The organism is Haloleucobacter albus, assembly GCF_052492075.1.
This window is the reverse complement of sequence record NZ_JBQWAS010000028.1, coordinates 230,744-249,051: the sequence shown is the minus strand read 5'-3', so window position 1 is coordinate 249,051 and position 18,308 is coordinate 230,744. Positions and strand designations below refer to the sequence as shown.

14 protein-coding genes and 1 tRNA gene are annotated in these 18,308 nt (G+C 61.8%); 6 read left to right on the top strand and 9 right to left on the bottom strand.

Annotation, left to right across the window (positions count from 1 at the left end; all coding sequences use genetic code 11):
- Positions 1–40: 40 nt before the first annotated feature.
- From ACT6QH_RS11105 to ACT6QH_RS11090, 4 genes are all read right to left on the bottom strand, one after another.
- Positions 41–2,194 carry a hydantoinase/oxoprolinase family protein gene (locus ACT6QH_RS11105; protein ID WP_444974893.1) on the bottom strand — a complete coding sequence of 718 codons (2,154 nt, stop codon included), beginning with the start codon at positions 2,192–2,194 and terminating at the stop codon, positions 41–43.
- 141 nt (positions 2,195–2,335) lie between these two features.
- Positions 2,336–2,734 carry an acetone carboxylase subunit gamma gene (locus ACT6QH_RS11100; RefSeq protein WP_444974892.1) on the bottom strand — a complete coding sequence of 133 codons (399 nt, stop codon included), beginning with the start codon at positions 2,732–2,734 and terminating at the stop codon, positions 2,336–2,338.
- 101 nt (positions 2,735–2,835) lie between these two features.
- Positions 2,836–4,770 carry a hydantoinase/oxoprolinase family protein gene (locus ACT6QH_RS11095; protein ID WP_444974891.1) on the bottom strand — a complete coding sequence of 645 codons (1,935 nt, stop codon included), beginning with the start codon at positions 4,768–4,770 and terminating at the stop codon, positions 2,836–2,838.
- A gap of 457 nt (positions 4,771–5,227) precedes the next feature.
- Entirely contained in the window at positions 5,228–7,354 is a 2,127-nt protein-coding gene (locus tag ACT6QH_RS11090) for a sigma-54-dependent Fis family transcriptional regulator (RefSeq protein WP_444974890.1), read from the bottom strand.
- 443 nt (positions 7,355–7,797) lie between these two features.
- Here ACT6QH_RS11090 and ACT6QH_RS11085 point away from each other — a divergent pair, with 443 nt between their 5' ends.
- Positions 7,798–9,069, top strand: coding sequence for a CobW family GTP-binding protein (locus ACT6QH_RS11085; protein WP_444974889.1), 1,272 nt, complete (start codon positions 7,798–7,800; stop codon positions 9,067–9,069).
- A 616-nt stretch (positions 9,070–9,685) separates the two neighbouring features.
- Here the strand turns inward: ACT6QH_RS11085 and ACT6QH_RS11080 are convergent.
- The 3 genes from ACT6QH_RS11080 to ACT6QH_RS11070 all read right to left on the bottom strand — a co-directional run bounded on the left by ACT6QH_RS11080 (position 9,686) and on the right by ACT6QH_RS11070 (position 12,174).
- Positions 9,686–9,772: transfer RNA gene (locus tag ACT6QH_RS11080), tRNA-Leu, on the bottom strand.
- A gap of 168 nt (positions 9,773–9,940) precedes the next feature.
- On the bottom strand, positions 9,941–10,849 hold the full coding sequence (mutM, locus tag ACT6QH_RS11075) for a bifunctional DNA-formamidopyrimidine glycosylase/DNA-(apurinic or apyrimidinic site) lyase (protein WP_444974888.1): 909 nt from the start codon (positions 10,847–10,849) through the stop codon (positions 9,941–9,943).
- Between the two features lie 179 nt (positions 10,850–11,028).
- The gene (locus ACT6QH_RS11070; RefSeq protein WP_444974887.1) at positions 11,029–12,174 is read right to left on the bottom strand and encodes a DNA recombination protein RmuC; all 1,146 of its coding nucleotides are present in this window, start codon (positions 12,172–12,174) and stop codon (positions 11,029–11,031) included.
- 84 nt (positions 12,175–12,258) lie between these two features.
- Here ACT6QH_RS11070 and def point away from each other — a divergent pair, with 84 nt between their 5' ends.
- Genes def through truA form a run of 3 tightly spaced genes read left to right on the top strand, consistent with a single transcriptional unit; the run spans position 12,259 to position 14,506 of the window.
- On the top strand, positions 12,259–12,777 hold the full coding sequence (gene def, locus ACT6QH_RS11065; RefSeq protein ID WP_444974886.1) for a peptide deformylase: 519 nt from the start codon (positions 12,259–12,261) through the stop codon (positions 12,775–12,777).
- A gap of 55 nt (positions 12,778–12,832) precedes the next feature.
- Positions 12,833–13,756, top strand: a complete 924-nt coding sequence (fmt, locus tag ACT6QH_RS11060; RefSeq protein WP_444974885.1) for a methionyl-tRNA formyltransferase — start codon at positions 12,833–12,835, stop codon at positions 13,754–13,756.
- Positions 13,757–13,768: 12 nt separating this feature from the next.
- Positions 13,769–14,506 (top strand): tRNA pseudouridine(38-40) synthase TruA, encoded by a 738-nt coding sequence (truA, locus tag ACT6QH_RS11055; protein WP_444974884.1) that lies wholly within the window; start codon positions 13,769–13,771, stop codon positions 14,504–14,506.
- A 23-nt stretch (positions 14,507–14,529) separates the two neighbouring features.
- On the opposite strand, the gene ACT6QH_RS11050 is transcribed toward truA, so the two are convergent.
- Together ACT6QH_RS11050 and panD are read right to left on the bottom strand one after the other, a co-directional pair.
- On the bottom strand, positions 14,530–15,078 hold the full coding sequence (locus ACT6QH_RS11050; protein WP_444974883.1) for a nucleotidyltransferase family protein: 549 nt from the start codon (positions 15,076–15,078) through the stop codon (positions 14,530–14,532).
- Between the two features lie 37 nt (positions 15,079–15,115).
- A complete protein-coding gene (gene panD / locus ACT6QH_RS11045) occupies positions 15,116–15,565 on the bottom strand; it encodes an aspartate 1-decarboxylase (protein ID WP_444974882.1) in 450 nt (149 codons plus the stop codon).
- Positions 15,566–16,022: 457 nt separating this feature from the next.
- On the opposite strand from panD, the gene ACT6QH_RS11040 reads away from it, so the two are divergent.
- Both ACT6QH_RS11040 and ACT6QH_RS11035 read left to right on the top strand, forming a co-directional pair.
- Positions 16,023–16,997: a Gfo/Idh/MocA family oxidoreductase gene (locus ACT6QH_RS11040; protein WP_444974881.1), complete on the top strand. Its 975-nt coding sequence runs from the start codon at positions 16,023–16,025 to the stop codon at positions 16,995–16,997.
- 103 nt (positions 16,998–17,100) lie between these two features.
- On the top strand, positions 17,101–18,252 hold the full coding sequence (locus tag ACT6QH_RS11035) for a DegT/DnrJ/EryC1/StrS family aminotransferase (protein WP_444974880.1): 1,152 nt from the start codon (positions 17,101–17,103) through the stop codon (positions 18,250–18,252).
- Positions 18,253–18,308: the final 56 nt, after the last annotated feature.

Genomic DNA, 18,308 nt, shown 5'->3' with positions numbered 1-18,308 from the left:
GGTGTCGCTCCTCCCGCACTGGGCGCGGGAGGGTGTATCGTCAGTGGGTGACGTCCGGCTTTTCGCGCAGGAACCAGGATGCCCCCTGGTTGGCGGCCACGAAGGTCCAGCCCGGATTCACCAGGAAGGTCGTAACCTCGGAGGCAATGATGGCCGGGCCGGCCACGCTCATGCCGGGCTTGAAATCGCTGCGGGCCCACACCGGGGTTTCCACCGGCCCGCTCTGGCCTACAAAGTGGCAGATGCGGGTGGAGGCGGCGACAGGTGGCGCGAGGCGCTGTTCTTCCGGAGCCGGCTTGATGTTTTCAAAGCGCACCGTCTCATGCTCGACATAGGCGGCAACACGAATGGTGTTGATGCGGATACCGGCTTCAGGCGCCTGGGAGCCCTCGCCGAAGCGCTTGCCATAATCTTCCGAGAACTGGGAGATGATGGACAAAACATCCGCCGGGCCCTGCACGTCATGATGGGAGATGACAGCCGTGGTCTGTACCAGCTGGTTGCCATAGCGCATGTCCAGCTCCAGCCGGTGACGGATGTCGTCAGGGGGCACGCCCTGGCGCAGCAGATCCTGCGTTCCGCGTTCCTTCAGATCAGCGACAATGCCGTTGAAGCGGTCATAGTCATTATAGAGCGCACGGGTGTTGGAGTCATAAAGCACCATGTAGAGCGACTGCTCATGGATGTGGAGCTGATGCAGATTGCCCGCGCCCACAGCCGAAAACACAGAGGACAGCGGCGGAGCCAGAATCCGGTCGATATTCAGGTTCTGGGCGATGCCGCAGCAATGCAGCGGGCCGTTGCCACCATAGGCCAGCATGGTGAAGTTCTTGGGGTCATACCCTCGGGCGCGCAGTTCAGTGAACAGGCCGTTGGCCATGTTGTCATCCACCTTTTCGCGGATGAGCAGGGCGGCTTCGGTCACCGAGCAATCGAGTTCATCGCACAGCGTGTCTTCGATGGCAGATTTGGCACGGCGCGGGTTCAGCGGAATTGAGCCGCCGGCATAGTTCTTGGCGTCGAGATAGCCGAGCAGCAGATCGGCGTCGGTCACGGTGGGGCGCATGCCGCCACGATCATAGCAGGCCGGTCCGGGATCGGAGCCGGCGCTTTCCGGGCCGCATTTCACCGTATTGTACATGCGGTCGAAAGAGGCGATGGAGCCGCCGCCGGACCCCAGCGTGACAAGGTGCACCATGGGCACCGAAACCAGCCAGCGGTCGATCACCGGGTTGAAGTCATAATGCTTCACCCCGCCTTCCACTACGATGCCGATATCATAGCTGGTGCCGCCCATATCGGTGGCCACCACATTGCCGAGATCCGTCATCAGGGCCAGATGCTCGGACGCGCCAATACCGGAAACCGGGCCGGAATGGATGGTCTGAAGTGCATCGGTGGAATTGAGTTGCGCCATGCCGCCGGAATTGTGGATCACCAGCATGGGTTTCTCATACTGATGGGCGCGCAGATTTTGCTCCAGCGCCGCCAACGCATGATACATCGTGGAATGCAGATACCCGTCCACAATGGCCGAGGTGGCGCGCACATATTCGCCCTTCCGCCCCGCCACCTGATGCGACAGGATGACCGGGATCGCGCCGAGCAGATGGGAGGGATATTCCTCCAGCAGGATTTCCTCGATGCGCTGCTCGTGCTGGGGGTTCACCACTGAGTTCACCAGCGCCACCACGATGATCTGTGCTCCGCGATTGACGAGCTCGCGGATCTGCGTGCGCACATCCTCCTCATCCAGCGGCATCACCAGCTTGCCTTCGAAATCCAGCCGCTCGCGCACGCCGCGGATCATGTGGGCGTCCACCAGAGGGGCGGGGCGCTGGGCATTGGGCAGATCCTGCTGGCCGAGAATGTCGAGGCCCTCACCATAGCCGCGGGCACGGCTCAGCGGTACGGTGGCCTCATAGCCGGCCGTCACCAGCATGCCGATGCGCGGGCCTTTGTGCTCGATCAACGCATTGGTGCCCAGCGTGGTCGCGTAGCGCACGGAGTCGACCTCATCGAGGATCTGCTCCAGTTGCACATCCAGCACCTTGCAGGCCTTGCCCAGCGCCTCATTGAAGCCCATGGCGAGATTGTGGTGCGTGGTGAGGGCCTTGGTCTCGATATACTGGTTATTCCACACCACGAAGCAGTCGGTGAAGGTGCCACCAATATCAACGGAAACGCGTTTCATATGTCCTCCCAGAGGGGTATGCGCCTTGGCGGGCGCGCCTTTTTTCAGATGTGTCTTTTCCGGTGCTGTCGGTCGGCGTGAGCCCGCAGCACCGGGAACGAAGCCGGTGAACCGGCTTCGGGAGGCGTGTTGTGGGTGGGGTCAGTGGCTGTGGCCCTCATCGCGCGCCACGGACGGGCCGGCATAGGGGACGGCAGCTTCACCGCGTGCGGCCCATTGGGCGCGCATGGCATCCAGATCCGGCTGCATGTCATACAGCGGAGGATGGCCGGGGGTGGCATATTCCACTTCCATCTGGGTGCCGCATTTGGGGCAGCAATATTCCAGAATGCGCACCCATTCCGGGTCCGGCGCGAAGCTGTAGCGATACGTGTTGGGGTTGATGATCGGCGGATGGATGTCCTGCGGATTGCGATCGTGAACGAGAAGGCCTTCCTTGTAGTTGCGGTTGGCATCCCCGATCTCGTGGTCACACACGCGGCATTCCCATTTCTCCGCATCCAGATCCAGGCGTAGATATTCTGTCATGGCGACTTTCATGGGTCTTTTCTCCTTGGCGCGCGCTGAACGGCCGGGCCTGTGGGCCGATGCGGCAGCGCTGTTTTTTTCTGGGTGTCATGTTCCCGGTGTGCCGGGACGGATCAGTCCTGGGTCAGCAGGATGTCGCCGGCCGCGCTGGTGACAAACTGCCAGCCTTCGGGCACGCGGCAGGTGAAGAAGTCTTCTTCCAGAATGGCCGGGCCGCTGGCATATGCGCCTTCCGTCATATCGGCGAGACGGTAGACCGGCACGTCGATGCGACCATGATCGCGGATCAGCACATTGCGGTGGCTGTGTGTTTTGGCTTTGGCGGTGGGGGTGAAATGCCCCTGGCCTTCCCCACCTTCACGCAAGGCCTTCACGGCCTTCAGCTCCAGTTCCACAGCCTTCGCATTGCGGAAGCTGTCGGGGGCGGCAGTGCCCGTATCGAGCGAGACGCTCTCGATCTTGCTGTCGCCGAAATCGGCCACAAGGCGGGCATCCAGCATATAGTTGCCATCCGCGCAGCCTTCCGCGAACATGTCGCGTGCGGCCTTCACCTTCAGATCGGCCAGGGTGGCAGTGATGGTGGCGGGAGAAAGATCCTCCAGAGCTACGGCGTAGCGCTGGGAAATATCACATGCGCCAATGCCATAGGCCGAAAAGACTGCCGCCATCTGCGGAATGGCTACCCGGCGGATGCCCGCTTTTTCCGCCACGCCGCAGGCATTGAGCGGGCCTGCGCCGCCAAAGGCCAGCATCACCGTATCATCAGAGATAGTGGTGAAGCGGCGCAGCTCGGCGGCGATCTTCTCCTCATAGGCAAATTCCATGCGCATCAGGGCGGTATCGAGATCAACCCCCAGCGGCTTGGCCACATGGCTTTCCACTGCGGCTGCGGAGCGGGCCTCATCCAGCGTCATGCCGCCGCCGAAATAGGAGGTGGGGTCTAACAGGCCGATCAGCAGGCTGGCGTCAGTAATGGTGGCCTGCTGGCCACCGCGCCCGAAGCAGGCTGGGCCGGGCACCGCGCCCACGCTTTCCGGACCGATGGCGACGCGCCCGTCCACCACCTTGAAGACTGAGCTGCCACCCGCACCCGCACTGAGAATTTCACACAGCGGGAAGGAGACGGAGATGCCTTCCACATGCCCCCGGCGAATTTCCGCAACCGTATCATTGGCATACTGGCCGATATCGGTAGTGGTGCCGCCCACATCGATGGAGACGCTATCGGTGAAGCCATATTTGCGGGAGAAGGCCTTTACGCCTTCCATGCCGCCACGCGGGCCGGAAGAATAGGTCTTGATGGCAATGGTCTTGGCCACGCGTGAGGCATCGCCATCATTGCGGAAGATCAGCAGGGGGTTCTTGGTGCGGAAATCGCGCAGGCGGTTTTCCGCATTGAAGAGAAATGCCTCCATGGACGGATGGAGGAAGGAATTGATGAGGGCCGTCCAGGTGCGACGCTCGGCATCCGTATCGCTGGTGATATCGGAGCCGTAGAGGATCGGCACCGCGCCCAGGAGATGACGGGGGTACTTGCGTAACGCAATGAGGCGGAAGCGGTTTTCAATCTCGCGGAAATCATCGCCTGCAAAGCTCACCACCAGGCGATTGGCGCCCGCAGCAGTGAGCTGGTTGATCGCCTTCACCACATCCACATCGGCGCTGTCACCGGTGACGTTGGCTGTGTCGAGAAGCACGATACGGTCGCCCACCAGAGCTTCGAACACGTCGGCATCATGTGCGGCCAAGCGGCTGGGCAGGTCTTCGGCGGCGGCATCCACGATGAGGCCGAGGCGCGGTCCCTTGCGCTCGCAGATGGCGTTGGTGCCCTGAGTGGTGGAGTAGCGGATCAGTTCCACTTCTTCCAGCAGGCGCTTCACATCGGGGGCGCCATAAAGCACGTCAGAGGCCTTGGTGAGGCCTTCAAAGAAGCATTTGCTGAGATCATAGGGGGTGGTCAGAACCTTGGTTTTCTTGACCTCTTCGCCCGCCATGATGCAGATGTCTGTCAGCGTGCCGCCATTGTCTATGTTGATCTGCAACGACATATGGAAACTCTCCTCCCTTTTCTTATCCGTCACGGTGTGGCGTGCGGTGTCTCCCGTTCGGGGGCGGGATTTGGAGAGTGTCGCAAGGGGTGTGCCAAGTGCGGGGAAGATGTCGGGTTTTTATATTTTCGTTGTGGCATCTAATGTTTGAGTGTTTTTGGGAACATATGTCCTATACATGGATATATTTTGGTGTCTGCTTTGCGGTCAGGTGTTCGATTTTCGTCCTGGATTGTGCGACGCGGCGTTCTTCATTGTGCGACGCGAGCCGGTTCGTAACCTGTTCTGCCTGATGGCTGTGGACGCTGTCTTCCTGCCAGGTGGAGAATAAAAAAAACGCCGCCGAAAGTATCGGCGGCGCTGGAGGAGGTCTTTCGGGGGAAACGAAAGCCAGTTTGACAGTGCAAATGGCGTGCCGGTTCGCCTTTTTAAGGGCGGGGCCGGAAGGTTTCTGCATTCAGTTCGTAGTCAGCCCGCCATGTCGGCGCATGTCATGCACCACGCCGTGAAGGTTGTAGCGTCGCAGTTTCACATAGACCGTGCTCTTGGCGATACCGAGCGCGCGGGCCACGGCCGTGACATTGCCCTTGTGCATCTGCATGGCACGCACAAGGGCAATGCGCTCGGCGCTTTCCATGCCGGTGAGGCCGGAAGTGGCGTCTTCGCCCTGCACCGGCATGTGGGTTCGGCCGGGCGTGGCTTGCGGATGGTCCGGAAAAACGACGGCGTTCGCGTTCATCGTCCGCAAGTCATCCGGCAGGGTGCTTTCATCCAGCTCCGGCCCTTCGCTCAGCAGCAGCATGCTTTCCAGAGTGTTGCGCAGTTCGCGGATATTGCCGGGCCAGCCATAGGCCATGAATTGTGCCAGCGTGCCGGGGGAAAGCGGGCGCGCCGACACACCTTGCCGCTGGGCCAGAAGGTGGATGAGGTGATCGCACAGGCGTGGCAGATCCTCCAGCCGCTCCCGCAGCGGCGGAATGGCGATGCTGGTGACGGCCACGCGATAGAACAGATCCATACGAAAGGTGCCGACGCGGATTTCCTCGCGCAAATCGCGGTTGGTGGCGGCGATAAGGCGGAAATTCACCCGGCGCGGGCGTGTTTCGCCGATGCGATAGACTTCACCGGATTCCAGCACGCGCAGGAAATGCGGCTGAAGATCCTTCGGCATTTCACCGATCTCGTCGAGGAACAGTGTACCGCCATCCGCCGCTTCGATCTTACCCATCATGCCGCCGCGCCGTGCGCCGGTGAACGCGCCTTCCGCATAGCCGAACAGCTCGCTGGAGAGCAGCTCACGGGCGAAGCCGCCACAATTGATAGCGATGAAGGGACCGGCCGCTCCGGCGCTTGCGGCATGAAGGGCTTGGGCGAACACATCCTTACCCACGCCGGTTTCTCCCAGCAGCAGCACAGGAGCCTTGCTGCGCGCCAGTTGCCGGGCGCGGCTGATGGCCTGCTGTAGCACCGGAGACGTGCCTACCACATGGGCGAATGGGTTCGCGTCAGCCGGGGATGCGGGGGTGGTATCCCTCGTCGGTGCGGCTTGGGGGGCGATCTTGCCCGGGCGTAGCGGCGTGATAGCCGGGCTACGATTTCCGACAGCTGGAAGATGCAGGGTGAACCCCAATACCGTGCCATCCTTCACCACCGGGGTGAACCATTCCGGCTTCGCCCATGCGGGCATGCGCTCTGGCAGGATATTGCCGCGTTTCCAGGGCAGGCGCAGATGGTCCAGCCCCGAGCCATGGGCATTGGCCTGGGGCATATCTTCATGCCGGCGCGCCAGACCTGCTAGAATATCCGGTGCCATGCTGTTGGCCTTGATGGCCTGCCCGCGCCGGTCAAACACGATCAGCCCGTCAGAGCTGGATGTGGAAAGCTGATCCATACACTTTTCCAGCAGGCGCAGGCGATTATCCAGCTCCAGATGCGCCAGACGGTTCTCGATGCGCCCGGCCGTGGCCACCACCAGCGCCAGCGTATGCCGGCTGAAGGTTTCTGACAGGCCGGAGACGTCCACCACGCCGAGAATGGCACCATCGAACGGATCGCGCACGACATTGGCCGAGCAGGACCACAGCTTGATGCCGGAGCAGAAATGTTCGGAAGAGTGGATCTGAACCGGCTGACCCACGGCCAGTGCCGTGCCGATGGCGTTGGTGCCACAGGCATCCTCGCTCCATGTTGCGCCGGAGAGAAGATGCACATTCTCGGCTGCCTGCCGTACGCGATTATCGCCCTCTTGATTGAGGATGACGCCGGTTTCGTTGGTCAGCACCATCATGGTGCCGGTCTCCGACAGAAACTCACGCGCGGAAGCCATCACCGGGGCGCTGGCTTCTAGGAGTTCGGCGCAGGCATCGCGCAGAGTGTGGAGAGATTCCTCGCGCATGGGGGGCGGGGCCCCGTGGCGGCGCGGATCCACGCTGGCATCCAGACATCTGCGCCAGGAATCGTCCACCAGCCGGCGCAGGGCGTCGGTGTCCTCAGGGTCGCCATCCAGAAAGCGTTCCCATGAGACCATGATCTTGTCGTCATTCTCGGGGACCGAGAATTTTTGGCCGGGCCTTTGAAAAGGCATGTTTTCCTCCCCCGCCCACAATTGCATGTGCAGATGTGGGGCGCCCGCCGGAGCGGCTCTTTGGCCGCTGTCTCGCCGGACCTTGAAAATCGTTGCAGCAGAATGCCTCTTGGCGGGCATTGCCCTGTCATTTCCAGGATTAAGCATCCAAGCATTGTTTGTGCCAAGCGCAAAGAATGTGCGGGAAAAAGGCTTGATGGCAGAAATGGCAATATATTGTCTTAATGTGCCGTTGCGGAACAAAAGTGGGGCGCCGGCCGGAAATGTCCGGTTATCAAACGGACGGACGACCGGAAATCAAACGCCTGTCGCAGGGCGCATGGTCGCGATGCCTATGGTCCATGATCCTGCGGTTCATGTTTGTGCTGGCACGGCCATTGCTGGGAACGCTCCGGCGCGTGCGGGCAGAAGTCCCCCTCAAGACACGCGACCGGGAGGACAACATGACCATTTCTGCGCAGCACGCGTCATCTGATGGGCGCATCCCCGTCACTCTTCTCACCGGCTTTCTGGGGGCGGGCAAAACCACATTGCTCAATGCTCTGGTGAAAAGCCCGGATTTCCGGAACACCGCTGTTCTCATCAACGAGTTCGGTGCCGTGGGCATAGATCATCATCTGGTTGAAAACTTGGGTGAGAGCATGGTGTTGCTGGAATCCGGCTGTGTGTGCTGCGCCATGAGGGGGGATCTGGTCGCCGCGCTAAGAGATCTGCATGAACGTCTCTCGCGGCGACAACTGGATGATGTGCAGCGCGTCATCATCGAAACCACGGGGGTGGCCGATCCGGTGCCGGTGGTGGCGACACTGATGGAAGAGCGTTTCGTAAGTGCTCGTTTCCGTTGCGATGGCATAGTGACCCTGATTGATGCCAGCCATGGCGCGGCGCAACTGGACCGACACAGCGAGGCGCGCCGGCAGGTGGCCCTGGCCGATCGTATCTTCATCACCAAATCGGATTTGGCGGATCGTGGGGCGCTGGAAGAGTTGCATTCCCGGTTGGGTGCGCTGAACCCGGCAGCCCGCTGCACGCTGGTGTCTCATGGTGAAGTGGATACTGGGCTGGTGACAGGTGCGGGAGTGTATATGGCCGGCGAAGAATCTGCCCAGATGGCGCAGAGCATGTCCTCATGGCTGGGGCAGCATGAGGATGAGGCTGTCGCGGAGGGCCGTGCTCATGATGAGCCGGCACTTGATGGGCAGGCTCATCCGGGGCGTGGAGCGCCCCAGGCGCATGGGGCGGATGTATCCAGCTTCACCCTGCATTTCGGGCAGGCGGTGCCATGGCGTGGCTTCGCTGTGACCATGGGGCAGGTTCTGGCCGAATATGGCGCAGGACTCATGCGTGTGAAGGGACTGATGAATGTGGCAGGCCTTGCCGGGCCTGTGGTGGTGCAGTGTGTGGAGGAAACCGCCTATCCGCCTCTGCGCCTGCCGATGTGGCCGGCAGACAAGGGGCGCTTTGACATGCGTGGCCGGCTGGTTTTCATCACTCATGGCCTATCCCCGGCTGCGGTTGTGGATATTCGCGAGCGCCTGATGAATTTGCCGGATGATGCACAGGCCCTGCGCAAGCTGGCCACTTGCCCCCTGTTGCCGACCCGTTGCTGGCTTGCGGCGCGTATTCCGGTGCGCGGGCGTGGCAGCTTTGAAACGGATGGCTTTATGGTCAGCCCCGTGCGCATGCGCCGGATGAAGCCGTTTATGGAGGGGTAACGGATGTGTGCCAGTCACTCATCTCGCTTGGTTGCCATGGCGTGCGGATGGGAGTGGGTTGATATCACCAGCCCGTTTTTGGTGCGACGCGGCATCACGATGGAGTGGCTATCAGGGCGCCTTATAGTGGTGGGCGGGTGCGTCATATTTTATTGATATGTATCAAAGATTGGCGCATCGCGTGCAATCCGACCTCGTGCGGTTACGGGGGGATTGGGGAGAGACGCATGGCCAAGAGTTGCACGTCACATCTCCGAAAATCGAGGCAGCCCGGCGGTGTCGGTGGGGTTGCTCTTTTGGTTCGGTGCATGCCTTTGGCAATAAGCTCTGCGGCGGAGGCAAAGGTGGAGATGGTCTGGAGTATCGCATGTTGGGCGACAATATTTCGGCCAACATGGCGGAGAATGAAGTCGTCGTTTGTCAGGTCATGGCTTTTGCGGGGATGGGACGTTGCGGGTGAAAGCGCCACATCAAATCCGTAGAGCAAACAAGCTGCGGAAGGGGGAAGGCTGGCGTTCAAGCAATTTACTGTCCCACCTTCTTGCGTGATTACAAGACGGGACATGCGAACAGAGATCTCTTGAAGCTAAAATGGCACCAATCCTTGAAAAAGGGTTGGTGCCCAGGAGAGGACTCGAACCTCCACGGCCGTTAGGCCACTGGCACCTGAAGCCAGCGCGTCTACCAATTCCGCCACCTGGGCCCCGGTTCGGCGCTGCGCCGTTCCGAGGTGGCGATGAATACGAAGTCGGCGCGGAACTGTCAATCGTCTCTGCGGATTTGTTCCGAAAGGGATGTTGATAACTGTGGAAGAGTGGCGCTTCAAAGAGGGAAGAAGCACCCGGATTTTATCTAGGGCATTGAAAAACAGTCATCTCTGACATTTCGGACAAAAGAAGGTAGAGCGCCCATTCTGGATGATCCGCTGCACGGTGCCGCCGCAATGGCGGGTGGGGCAGGGTTGGTTCTCGCGGTCATACACCCGAAAACTGTGCTGGAAATAACCCAACTGCCCATCAACCTGCCGATGGTCGCGCAGGGAGGAGCCGCCGGCGAGAATGGCGTCGCGCAGCACATCGCGGATGGAGCGGACGAGCACCTCCGCCCGACGTGTGGGTTCTTTCGCGCGGGTGGCCAGCGTATGCGCGGCGCGGCGTGGGGAGAGACCTGCGCGATGCAGCGCCTCGCACACATAGATATTACCAAGGCCAGCCACGATTTTCTGATCCAGCAGGGTGGCCTTCAGGGAAGCTCTCTTGCCTGCGCAGGCGCGCGCGAGATACGCGGCATTGAAGCTGTTGCCCAATGGCTCCGGCCCGAGATTCTGTAGCAGGGGCAGGGAATCCAGCCGGTCGTACGGCACCATGAGGATGGCGCCGAAGCGGCGCGGATCATTGAAGATCAGGGTCGCGCCATTGGAGAGGTGGAACACCACATGGTCGTGGGGGCGGTCTTCACTGCGCGGATGATGGAAAAGCCCTGGTCGCGCCACCACGAGACCTTTCCCGGACATGCTGTCCTGCGAAAGACCTTCCACACGGATGGAGCCGGACATGCCGAGATGAACAATCATCACCTCGCCATCGCTCATATCGGCCAGCAGATATTTGGCGCGTCGGCCGAGAGCTTCAATCCGGCGTCCGGTCAGTCTCTCGCTGAAATTTTCGGGCAGGGGCCAGCGCAGATCCGGCCGGCGTACCTCCACGCTTTCAATCACTGTGCCTTGAAGCACGGGCATAAGGCCTCGGCGGACAGTTTCCACCTCGGGCAGTTCTGGCATGGTCTGAATCTTTGCTTCGCCTCAGGCGGAAAGGGCTGCGAAAGTCCGCAGTATCTTCAGATTTAACCCGCTGTGGCGATGATGCAAGATGCGTTTTCTTGAAACATGGGCCCTGCCTTCTCCGGGATTTGGGGTGAAGCGGGGCTGTGAGGCGGTTGAAAAAGGGCCTTTGAGGGCTTTCAGCTTTTATCTGGCGCGTGGGCAGGGGCGCTGTCGCCAAATTCCAGTTGCTCCAGACGTGCACCGCGGCGGGAGATCTTGTCAGCGGAAATGGTGAGTTTGGCGAGATCATCGCCGGCCTGCCCGAAATGGCGGGAAAGGTCGCTCACCCGCTCGCGCAGGCGCGCCACATCACCCACCAGCGCCCCCACTTCTGCCCGAATGCGGTCAGCCTCCTCACGCATGCGGGCATCGCGGGAAATGGCCTGCACAAGCTGCACCGCCAGCATCAGCAGGGTGGGGGAAACCAGCACCACCCGCGCGCGGAAGGCCGCCTGCACCACGGTGTCCATATGCTCCTGAATATCGGCATAGACGGATTCCGAAGGTACGAAGATGAGGGCGATATCCTGCGTTTCCCCAGCCAGAAGATAGCGCTGGGAGACATCATTCACATGTTTCATCAGATCATTGCGCAGGCGGGTGGCGGCGGCTTTGCGGGCCTCGGCGTTGCGCGCCTCGCGAAACTGGGTGATGGATTCCAGAGGGAATTTCGCATCAATCACCAGCGGGCGTGAATCCCCTGGCAGGAAGATGACGCAATCCGGCCGGCGTCCATTGGAGAGTGTATACTGGAAGGCGAAGGCGGTTTTCGGCAGGCCGTCTGAAATGATGGCCTCCATGCGCGCTTGCCCGAAAGCGCCGCGCGCCTGCTTGTTGGCCAGCGTTTCCCGCAGGCTCAGCACCTGGGTGGAAAGATCGGACAAGGAGCGTTCCGCCGCCTCTACCATCACCAGCCGCTCGGCGATGCGGGTCAGGCTTTCATGGGTGGCGTGGGAGGCGTTCGCCATGGTTTGCCCGAGCCGGTGGGAGGTGTCATCCAGCCGCTCCGCCACCACGCGGGCCAGCTCGCTCTGACGCTGGGAAAGCACCTCGGCCATGCTCTGCACCCGGCCGGCCGTTTCATGCTGGATGCGGGCAAGATCACGCATGCGCTGATCCGCCTCCTGAGCACGCAAGGCCATTTCCAGCGCGGCATCGGCCCGCGCGCGGCCCTGTCGCCACAGGGCAAACCCGAGAACAGCCGCAAGACCAAGCCCGGCCAGCGCGAGCATCTCGCCCGAGGAGAAGCCATGCCCGGCCATGGTGAAGAGCACATCAGACATGCCCCCTGTTTGCACGATTCGTTGTTCCGAACAAAGCGCGAACACATTGACCGGGCGCTGTCTTTCCCCTAAATCTGCTTCATCATGAGCACCCGACCCATTCTCATCATTCCCGAGCCCAAGCTGCGGACCCTTTCCGAGCCTGTTGGCAAGATCGATTCCGAAGTCCGCAAGCTGGTGGAAGACATGTTCGACACCATGTATGAGGCGCCGGGCATCGGCCTTGCCGCCATTCAGGTGGGAGAGCAGAAGCGCGTCATCACCATTGATATTGCGCGTGAGGGGGAGGGTAAGCAGCCGGTGGCGCTCATCAACCCCGAGATCATCGCCGAATCCGAGGAGACCTCCTTCTACAAGGAAGGTTGCCTCTCCATTCCCGATTATTATGAGGATGTGGAGCGTCCGGCCCGTATTACCGTGCGGTTTCAGGATGTGGAGGGTGCGGTGCGCGAGGTGGAGGCGGATGGCCTGTTCGCCACCTGCGTGCAGCATGAGATCGACCATCTGAACGGCGTTCTGTTCATTGATCACCTTTCCAAGCTGAAGCGGGACAGGGTGGTGAAAAAATTCACCAAGATGGCGCGGCGCGAAGCGGTGCTCTGAGCCCGGCCTTCATTGATCTTCTGCCGCTCTTCTCCTCTCTCGCGTAGGGGCTTTCATGCGCATCGTCTTCATGGGGACGCCGGATTTCGCTGTCCCCACCCTGACTGAAATCGTGGGACAGGGTCACGAGGTTGTGGCTGTCTATACCCGTGCGCCGGCTCCGGCCGGCCGGCGCGGGCTGGAGCTGGTGCCCTCACCAGTGCATCGTGTGGCCGAGCGGTTTGGGCTGAAGGTGCTCACACCCTCCACCCTGCGCACGGAAGAGGCGGCGGAAGAGTTCCGCGCCCATGATGCAGACGCCGCTGTGGTGGTGGCCTATGGCATGATTCTGCCCTTGTCGATTCTTCAGGCGCCCCAGCGGGGCTGTCTCAATCTGCATGGCTCCCTGCTGCCGCGCTGGCGTGGGGCGGCCCCCATTCAACGTGCCATCATGGCCGGTGATGCAGAGACGGGTGTGGCCGTGATGCGCATGGAAGAGGGGCTGGATACCGGCCCTGTCGGTCTTGTCGAGCGCATCGCCATCACGCCGGATATGACCGCCGGTGAATTGCATGACCGCATGATGGTGCTGGGGGCGGACCTGATGGTGCGCGCTTTGTCGGCGCTGGAGCGCGGTGGCCTGGCGCTGACCCCTCAGCCGGATGAGGGCGTGGCCTATGCGGCCAAGATTACCAAGGCCGAAACCCGGATCGACTGGTCGCGCCCCGCTCAGGAGGTGCATGACCATATTCGCGGCTTGTCGCCCTTTCCGGGCGCATGGTTTCCTTTCGGCCCACAGGAAAAGCGGGTGAAGGTGCTGCGCTCCACGTTAGCTGCAGGTTCCGGCGCGCCGGGTGAGGCACTGGATGATGGTTTGACCATCGCCTGTGGCTCGGGCGCGGTGCGGCTGGTGGAGTTGCAGATGGCCGGCAAACAGCCCATGGCGGCAGATGTGTTCCTGCGGGGCCATGCGGTGCCTGCGGGCACGTATCTGGCTTGAGCGGCCGGGCTGATGCCACGCTACAAGCTGACCATTGAATATGACGGCACGGCTTTTGCCGGCTGGCAGATTCAGGCCGATATGCCCACCGTGCAGGGTGTGTTGAGAGATGCTTTCGCGCGTTTCTGCGGGCAGAAGCTGCATGTGGCGGGCGCGGGGCGCACGGATGCCGGCGTCCATGCCACCGGGCAGGTGGCGCATGTCGATCTCGAGAAAGACTGGCGGGCCGATACGGTGCGCGATGCGATGACAGCGCATCTGCGCCCTCATCGTGTGGCCGTGCTGCATGTGGAAAAGGTGGCCGACAGTTTCGAGGCGCGCTTTTCCGCCGTGAAACGCCATTATCTCTATCGCATCATCAATCGTCGGCCGGATCTGGCGCTGGAGCGGGACAGGGCCTGGCGCGTGCCGCAGAAGCTGGATGCGCAGGCCATGGAAGTGGCGGCCAAGCGCCTGCTCGGCAATCATGATTTCACCACTTTCCGTGCTGCGGACTGCCAGGCCGCTTCACCTGTCAAGACGCTGGAGCAGTTGGATGTGAGCCGTGTGGGTGAGGAAATCCACATTGTCACCTCTGCGCGGTCTTTCCTGCATCATCAGGTGCGATCCATGGTGGGCTCGCTGATGCGTGTGGGTGAGGGGCGCTGGAGCGCGGATGATCTGGAAGCGGCGCTGAAAGCTGCTGATCGCAAGCGCTGTGGCCCCATGGCCCCGGCGGCGGGGCTCTATCTCACTCAGGTGGATTACTGAAGCGCGGCCGGGCCGGGTTGTGCCTATGGCCGCAGGTCTTCGGTCGTGTCCACATCCAAGCCAGCCATAGCCTCCAGTGGAAACAGGGCCTCTTCGGGCAGTTCCTGAAGGAAGGCCCGCGCTCCACGATCGCCCTCGGCGGTGCGGGCGGCCTCTTCATAATCAGCTTCCATTAGCAGAAGCGGCGGCAGGCGCACCCCATTGCTGATGCAGGCCGTGTTGCCGGGCCGGGCGAGAAGGCTTTTCAGCATATGCGGTGTCACATGGGGCATGTCGCCAAGGCAGATCAGTGCGCGCCCGGCTTGCCGGGCCTGCGCGAAGGCAATGGCTGCGCGAAAGGATGCGGCCATGGGTAGCCCCGGCGACAGGGGCAGGTTCTGCATGCCGGCAGGTAACCGGGCTGCAACCTCTTCAGATGAGGTGATGGCCGCGACGACATCACAGCCGCCCTCAAGGAGCGCCTCTGCGGCCCATGTCACCAATGTTCGTCCGCGATAGGGAGTCAAGAGCTTGTTTTCAGGACCGAACCGCCGGGAGAGGCCGGCGGCCAGAAGGATGCCGGCTGTCTTCATGATGGCTCCCCGGATCATGGCGCCCCGGTGAGGGGCTTCAGCCCTTGCTTTTCAGCGGAATAGGCTGGGCTGTGCCGGCTTCGTCCTCAATGGCGAAGCTGTAGCGGCCCTGCGCATCACGCGAGACGGCATAGGACAGGCGGCCGGTGACGCGGTTTTCGCCATCAAAGGTCAGCACCTTGGGGCGGATAGAGGGAATTTCTTCCTCCGACACATAAACCGAATTGCAGATGATGACCTCATCACCCGGCTGGCAGGTGCGGGCCGCCGCCCCGTTGAGCACGCAGCAGCGGGAGCCGCGCTCGCCCAGAATCACATAAGTGGAAATACGCGCCCCGGAATTGCGGTTCCAGATTTCCACGAATTCCATGGGCAGAATACCCGCTTCTTCGCAATGGTCGGGGTCGAGGGTGATGGAGCCGTGGTAGTTGAGGTCCGCTCCCGTCACGGTGATGCCATGGAGCTTGCCGGCAACAATCTTGCGCATTGCGTGCTGATCCAGTTCTCATGCGAACGGCCATGTCCGCACAGATGGCTGGCGGGGCCGGTTCTGACAGAAGCGCCGCCTGCCGAAGGGCCGCATGGCGCGCTGTCTATTCATGGGGGTCACCTAAACCACCCCTTTTCAGCGGTGGCAAGGCTTTTGCTGCGCTGCGCCAGCCGAAGAGGCGGAAGAACGCCGCCCGCGATTGCCCGCCACTTGCCCGCTACTTGCCCTCCATCAGTTGCCAGCCTGCCGGGCTGTGCCACCAGGTTGGGCAGTATCGCCCGCAGCATTGCTCTTGGGCATTGTTCTTGGGCATGAGGCTGGGCATGAGGCTGGGCCGGTAACATGGGGATGTAATTGTTGAACGATTGCCCACCTCTGTTTTACCGCTGCGCCTCGCTTCTTTCGTGATTGTCATGCTAGAGCACATCGCGAAATCACAGACATGAGGGTTGAGATGACTCACCCGGCTGCGCCCGAAGAAGCGCGCCCCCTTCGCGTTGGCGTTATTGGCGTCGGCATTATGGGTTCCAACCACGCCCGCGTGCTTTCCGCCCTGCCGGAAGCCGAGCTGGTGGCCGTGGCGGACCCGGATCAGGCCCAGGCCGAGCGTGTGGCCCAGTTTCTGGGCTGTGACGCTGTTTCAGACCATATGGACCTGCTGGCCCTGGGGCTGGATGCGGTGGTTGTCGCCGCCCCCACCCATCTGCACCATGATGTTGCGCTGGATGTCATCGGTTCGGGTACGTCAGTTCTGGTGGAAAAGCCCATCGCCTCTTCCGCCGAGGAAGGCCGGGAGATCGTCGCCGCCGCCAAGGCGAAGGGCGTCACCCTTATGGTGGGCCATGTGGAGCGCTTCAACCCCGCCGTGCGTGCGGTGAAGGAGGCCATTCGGGGCGAGCAGCTTTTGTCTGTCGCCATCACCCGCGTGGGACCGTTCCCGCCGCGCATGTCCAATGTGGGCGTGGTGGTGGATCTGGCGGTGCATGATATTGACCTGATCCGCTGGCTGACAGATTCCGACATTGTGGAAGTGCAGCCGTTGACCTCGGCCGCACTGGCCGAGCGTGAGGATATTGCGCTGTTGCAGTTCCGCACGGCCTCCGGTGTGCTGGCGCACATCAACACCAACTGGCTCACGCCCTTCAAGGCGCGCACGGTGCATGTGGCCACGGCCCGCAAATATGTCATTGGCGATCTCATCACCCGGCAGGTGACGGAGCATTTCGATTATCGCCCGGATGGCTCCTATTCAACCCGCCATCTGCCGGTGGCCTATGCCGAGCCGCTGCGCTCCGAGCTACAGAACTTTCTCAACGCCGTGCGCTCCGGCCAACAGCCGGAAGTCACGGGTGAGCAGGGTGTGGCCAGCATTGATATCGCCATGTCCTGCCTGCCGGGCCATGGCGCTGCCCGGCAGAATCAGGGCTGAGCTCCTTCTGCCCGTTCTTTCTGTCGTGGTGGCTTGCCGGGCGTTTCGCCCGTTGTTGCGCGCCGCCACGGCTTGACCGCTTCTTCGCGAGGATATGCCTCTCATGAGCACGCCGTCTTCTGCCCCCGCACCCATCCCCTTTATTGATCTGGCCGCCCAGCGCACCCGTCTGGGGCCGAAGGTGGATGAGGTGGTGCTGGATGTGCTCCAGTCCTGCCGCTTCATCAACGGCCCGCAGGTGGGCGAGCTGGAAGAGAAGCTGGCAGCCTTTGCCGGCTCGCGTTTCGCGGTGAGCTGCTCCAGCGGCACGGATGCACTGGCGCTGATTCTGATGGCGTGGGAACTGAAGCCGGGAGATGCGGTGTTCTGCCCGGCCTTCACCTTCTGCGCCACGGCCGAGGTGGTGCCGTGGGTGGGCGCAACCCCGGTGTTCGTCGATGTGAAGGCGGATACCTTCAACATGGACCCGGAGAGCCTCGAACTGGCCATCGCCAAGGCGCAGGAGCTGGGCCTGAACCCGAAGGTGGTGATCCCTGTCGATCTGTTCGGCCAGCCGGCGGATTATGATGCGCTTCTGCCCATCGCCGAAAAGCACGGGCTGAAGGTGCTGTGTGATACAGCGCAGGGTTTTGGCGGCACCTGGAACAACAAGCGCACGGGCTCTATCGGCCATGCCACGGCCACCTCCTTCTTCCCGGCCAAGCCGCTGGGGTGCTATGGCGATGGCGGGGCCATCTTCACCGATGATGAAGAGCTGGCAAAGGTTCTCAAGAGCCTGCGCGAGCATGGGCAGGGTGTGGATCGCTACCAGAATGTGCGCATCGGCATGACGGCGCGTCTGGATACGGTGCAGGCTGCCGTTCTGCTGGAAAAGCTGGCCATCTTCGAGGAAGAGATCGCCGCCCGCGAGCGCATCGCCCGGCGTTACAATGAAGCGCTGGCGGATGTGGCTGAAGTGCCAGCGGTGGATTCGCGTGCCGCCAGCGTATGGGCACAATATACCCTCAAGCTGCCGGCCGGCGTGCGTGATGAGCTGGCGCAGAAGCTGGGTGCGGAAGGCGTGCCGACCGCCGTCTACTACCGTGCGCCCATGCATCATCAGCCAGCTTACAGGGAATTCCCCACTGCGGCGGAGCGTTTGCCGGTGGCCGAGGATCTGTGTGCGCAGGTCATTTCCCTGCCCATGCACGCCTATCTCGATGAGGCTACGCAGGATCGCATCATTGCGGCGGTGCGCCGCGCGCTGGGAAAATGAGGCTGGATCACTGAAGCCGGGCTGCCGGAAGGCATTGCACCAGAACGGATATGAGG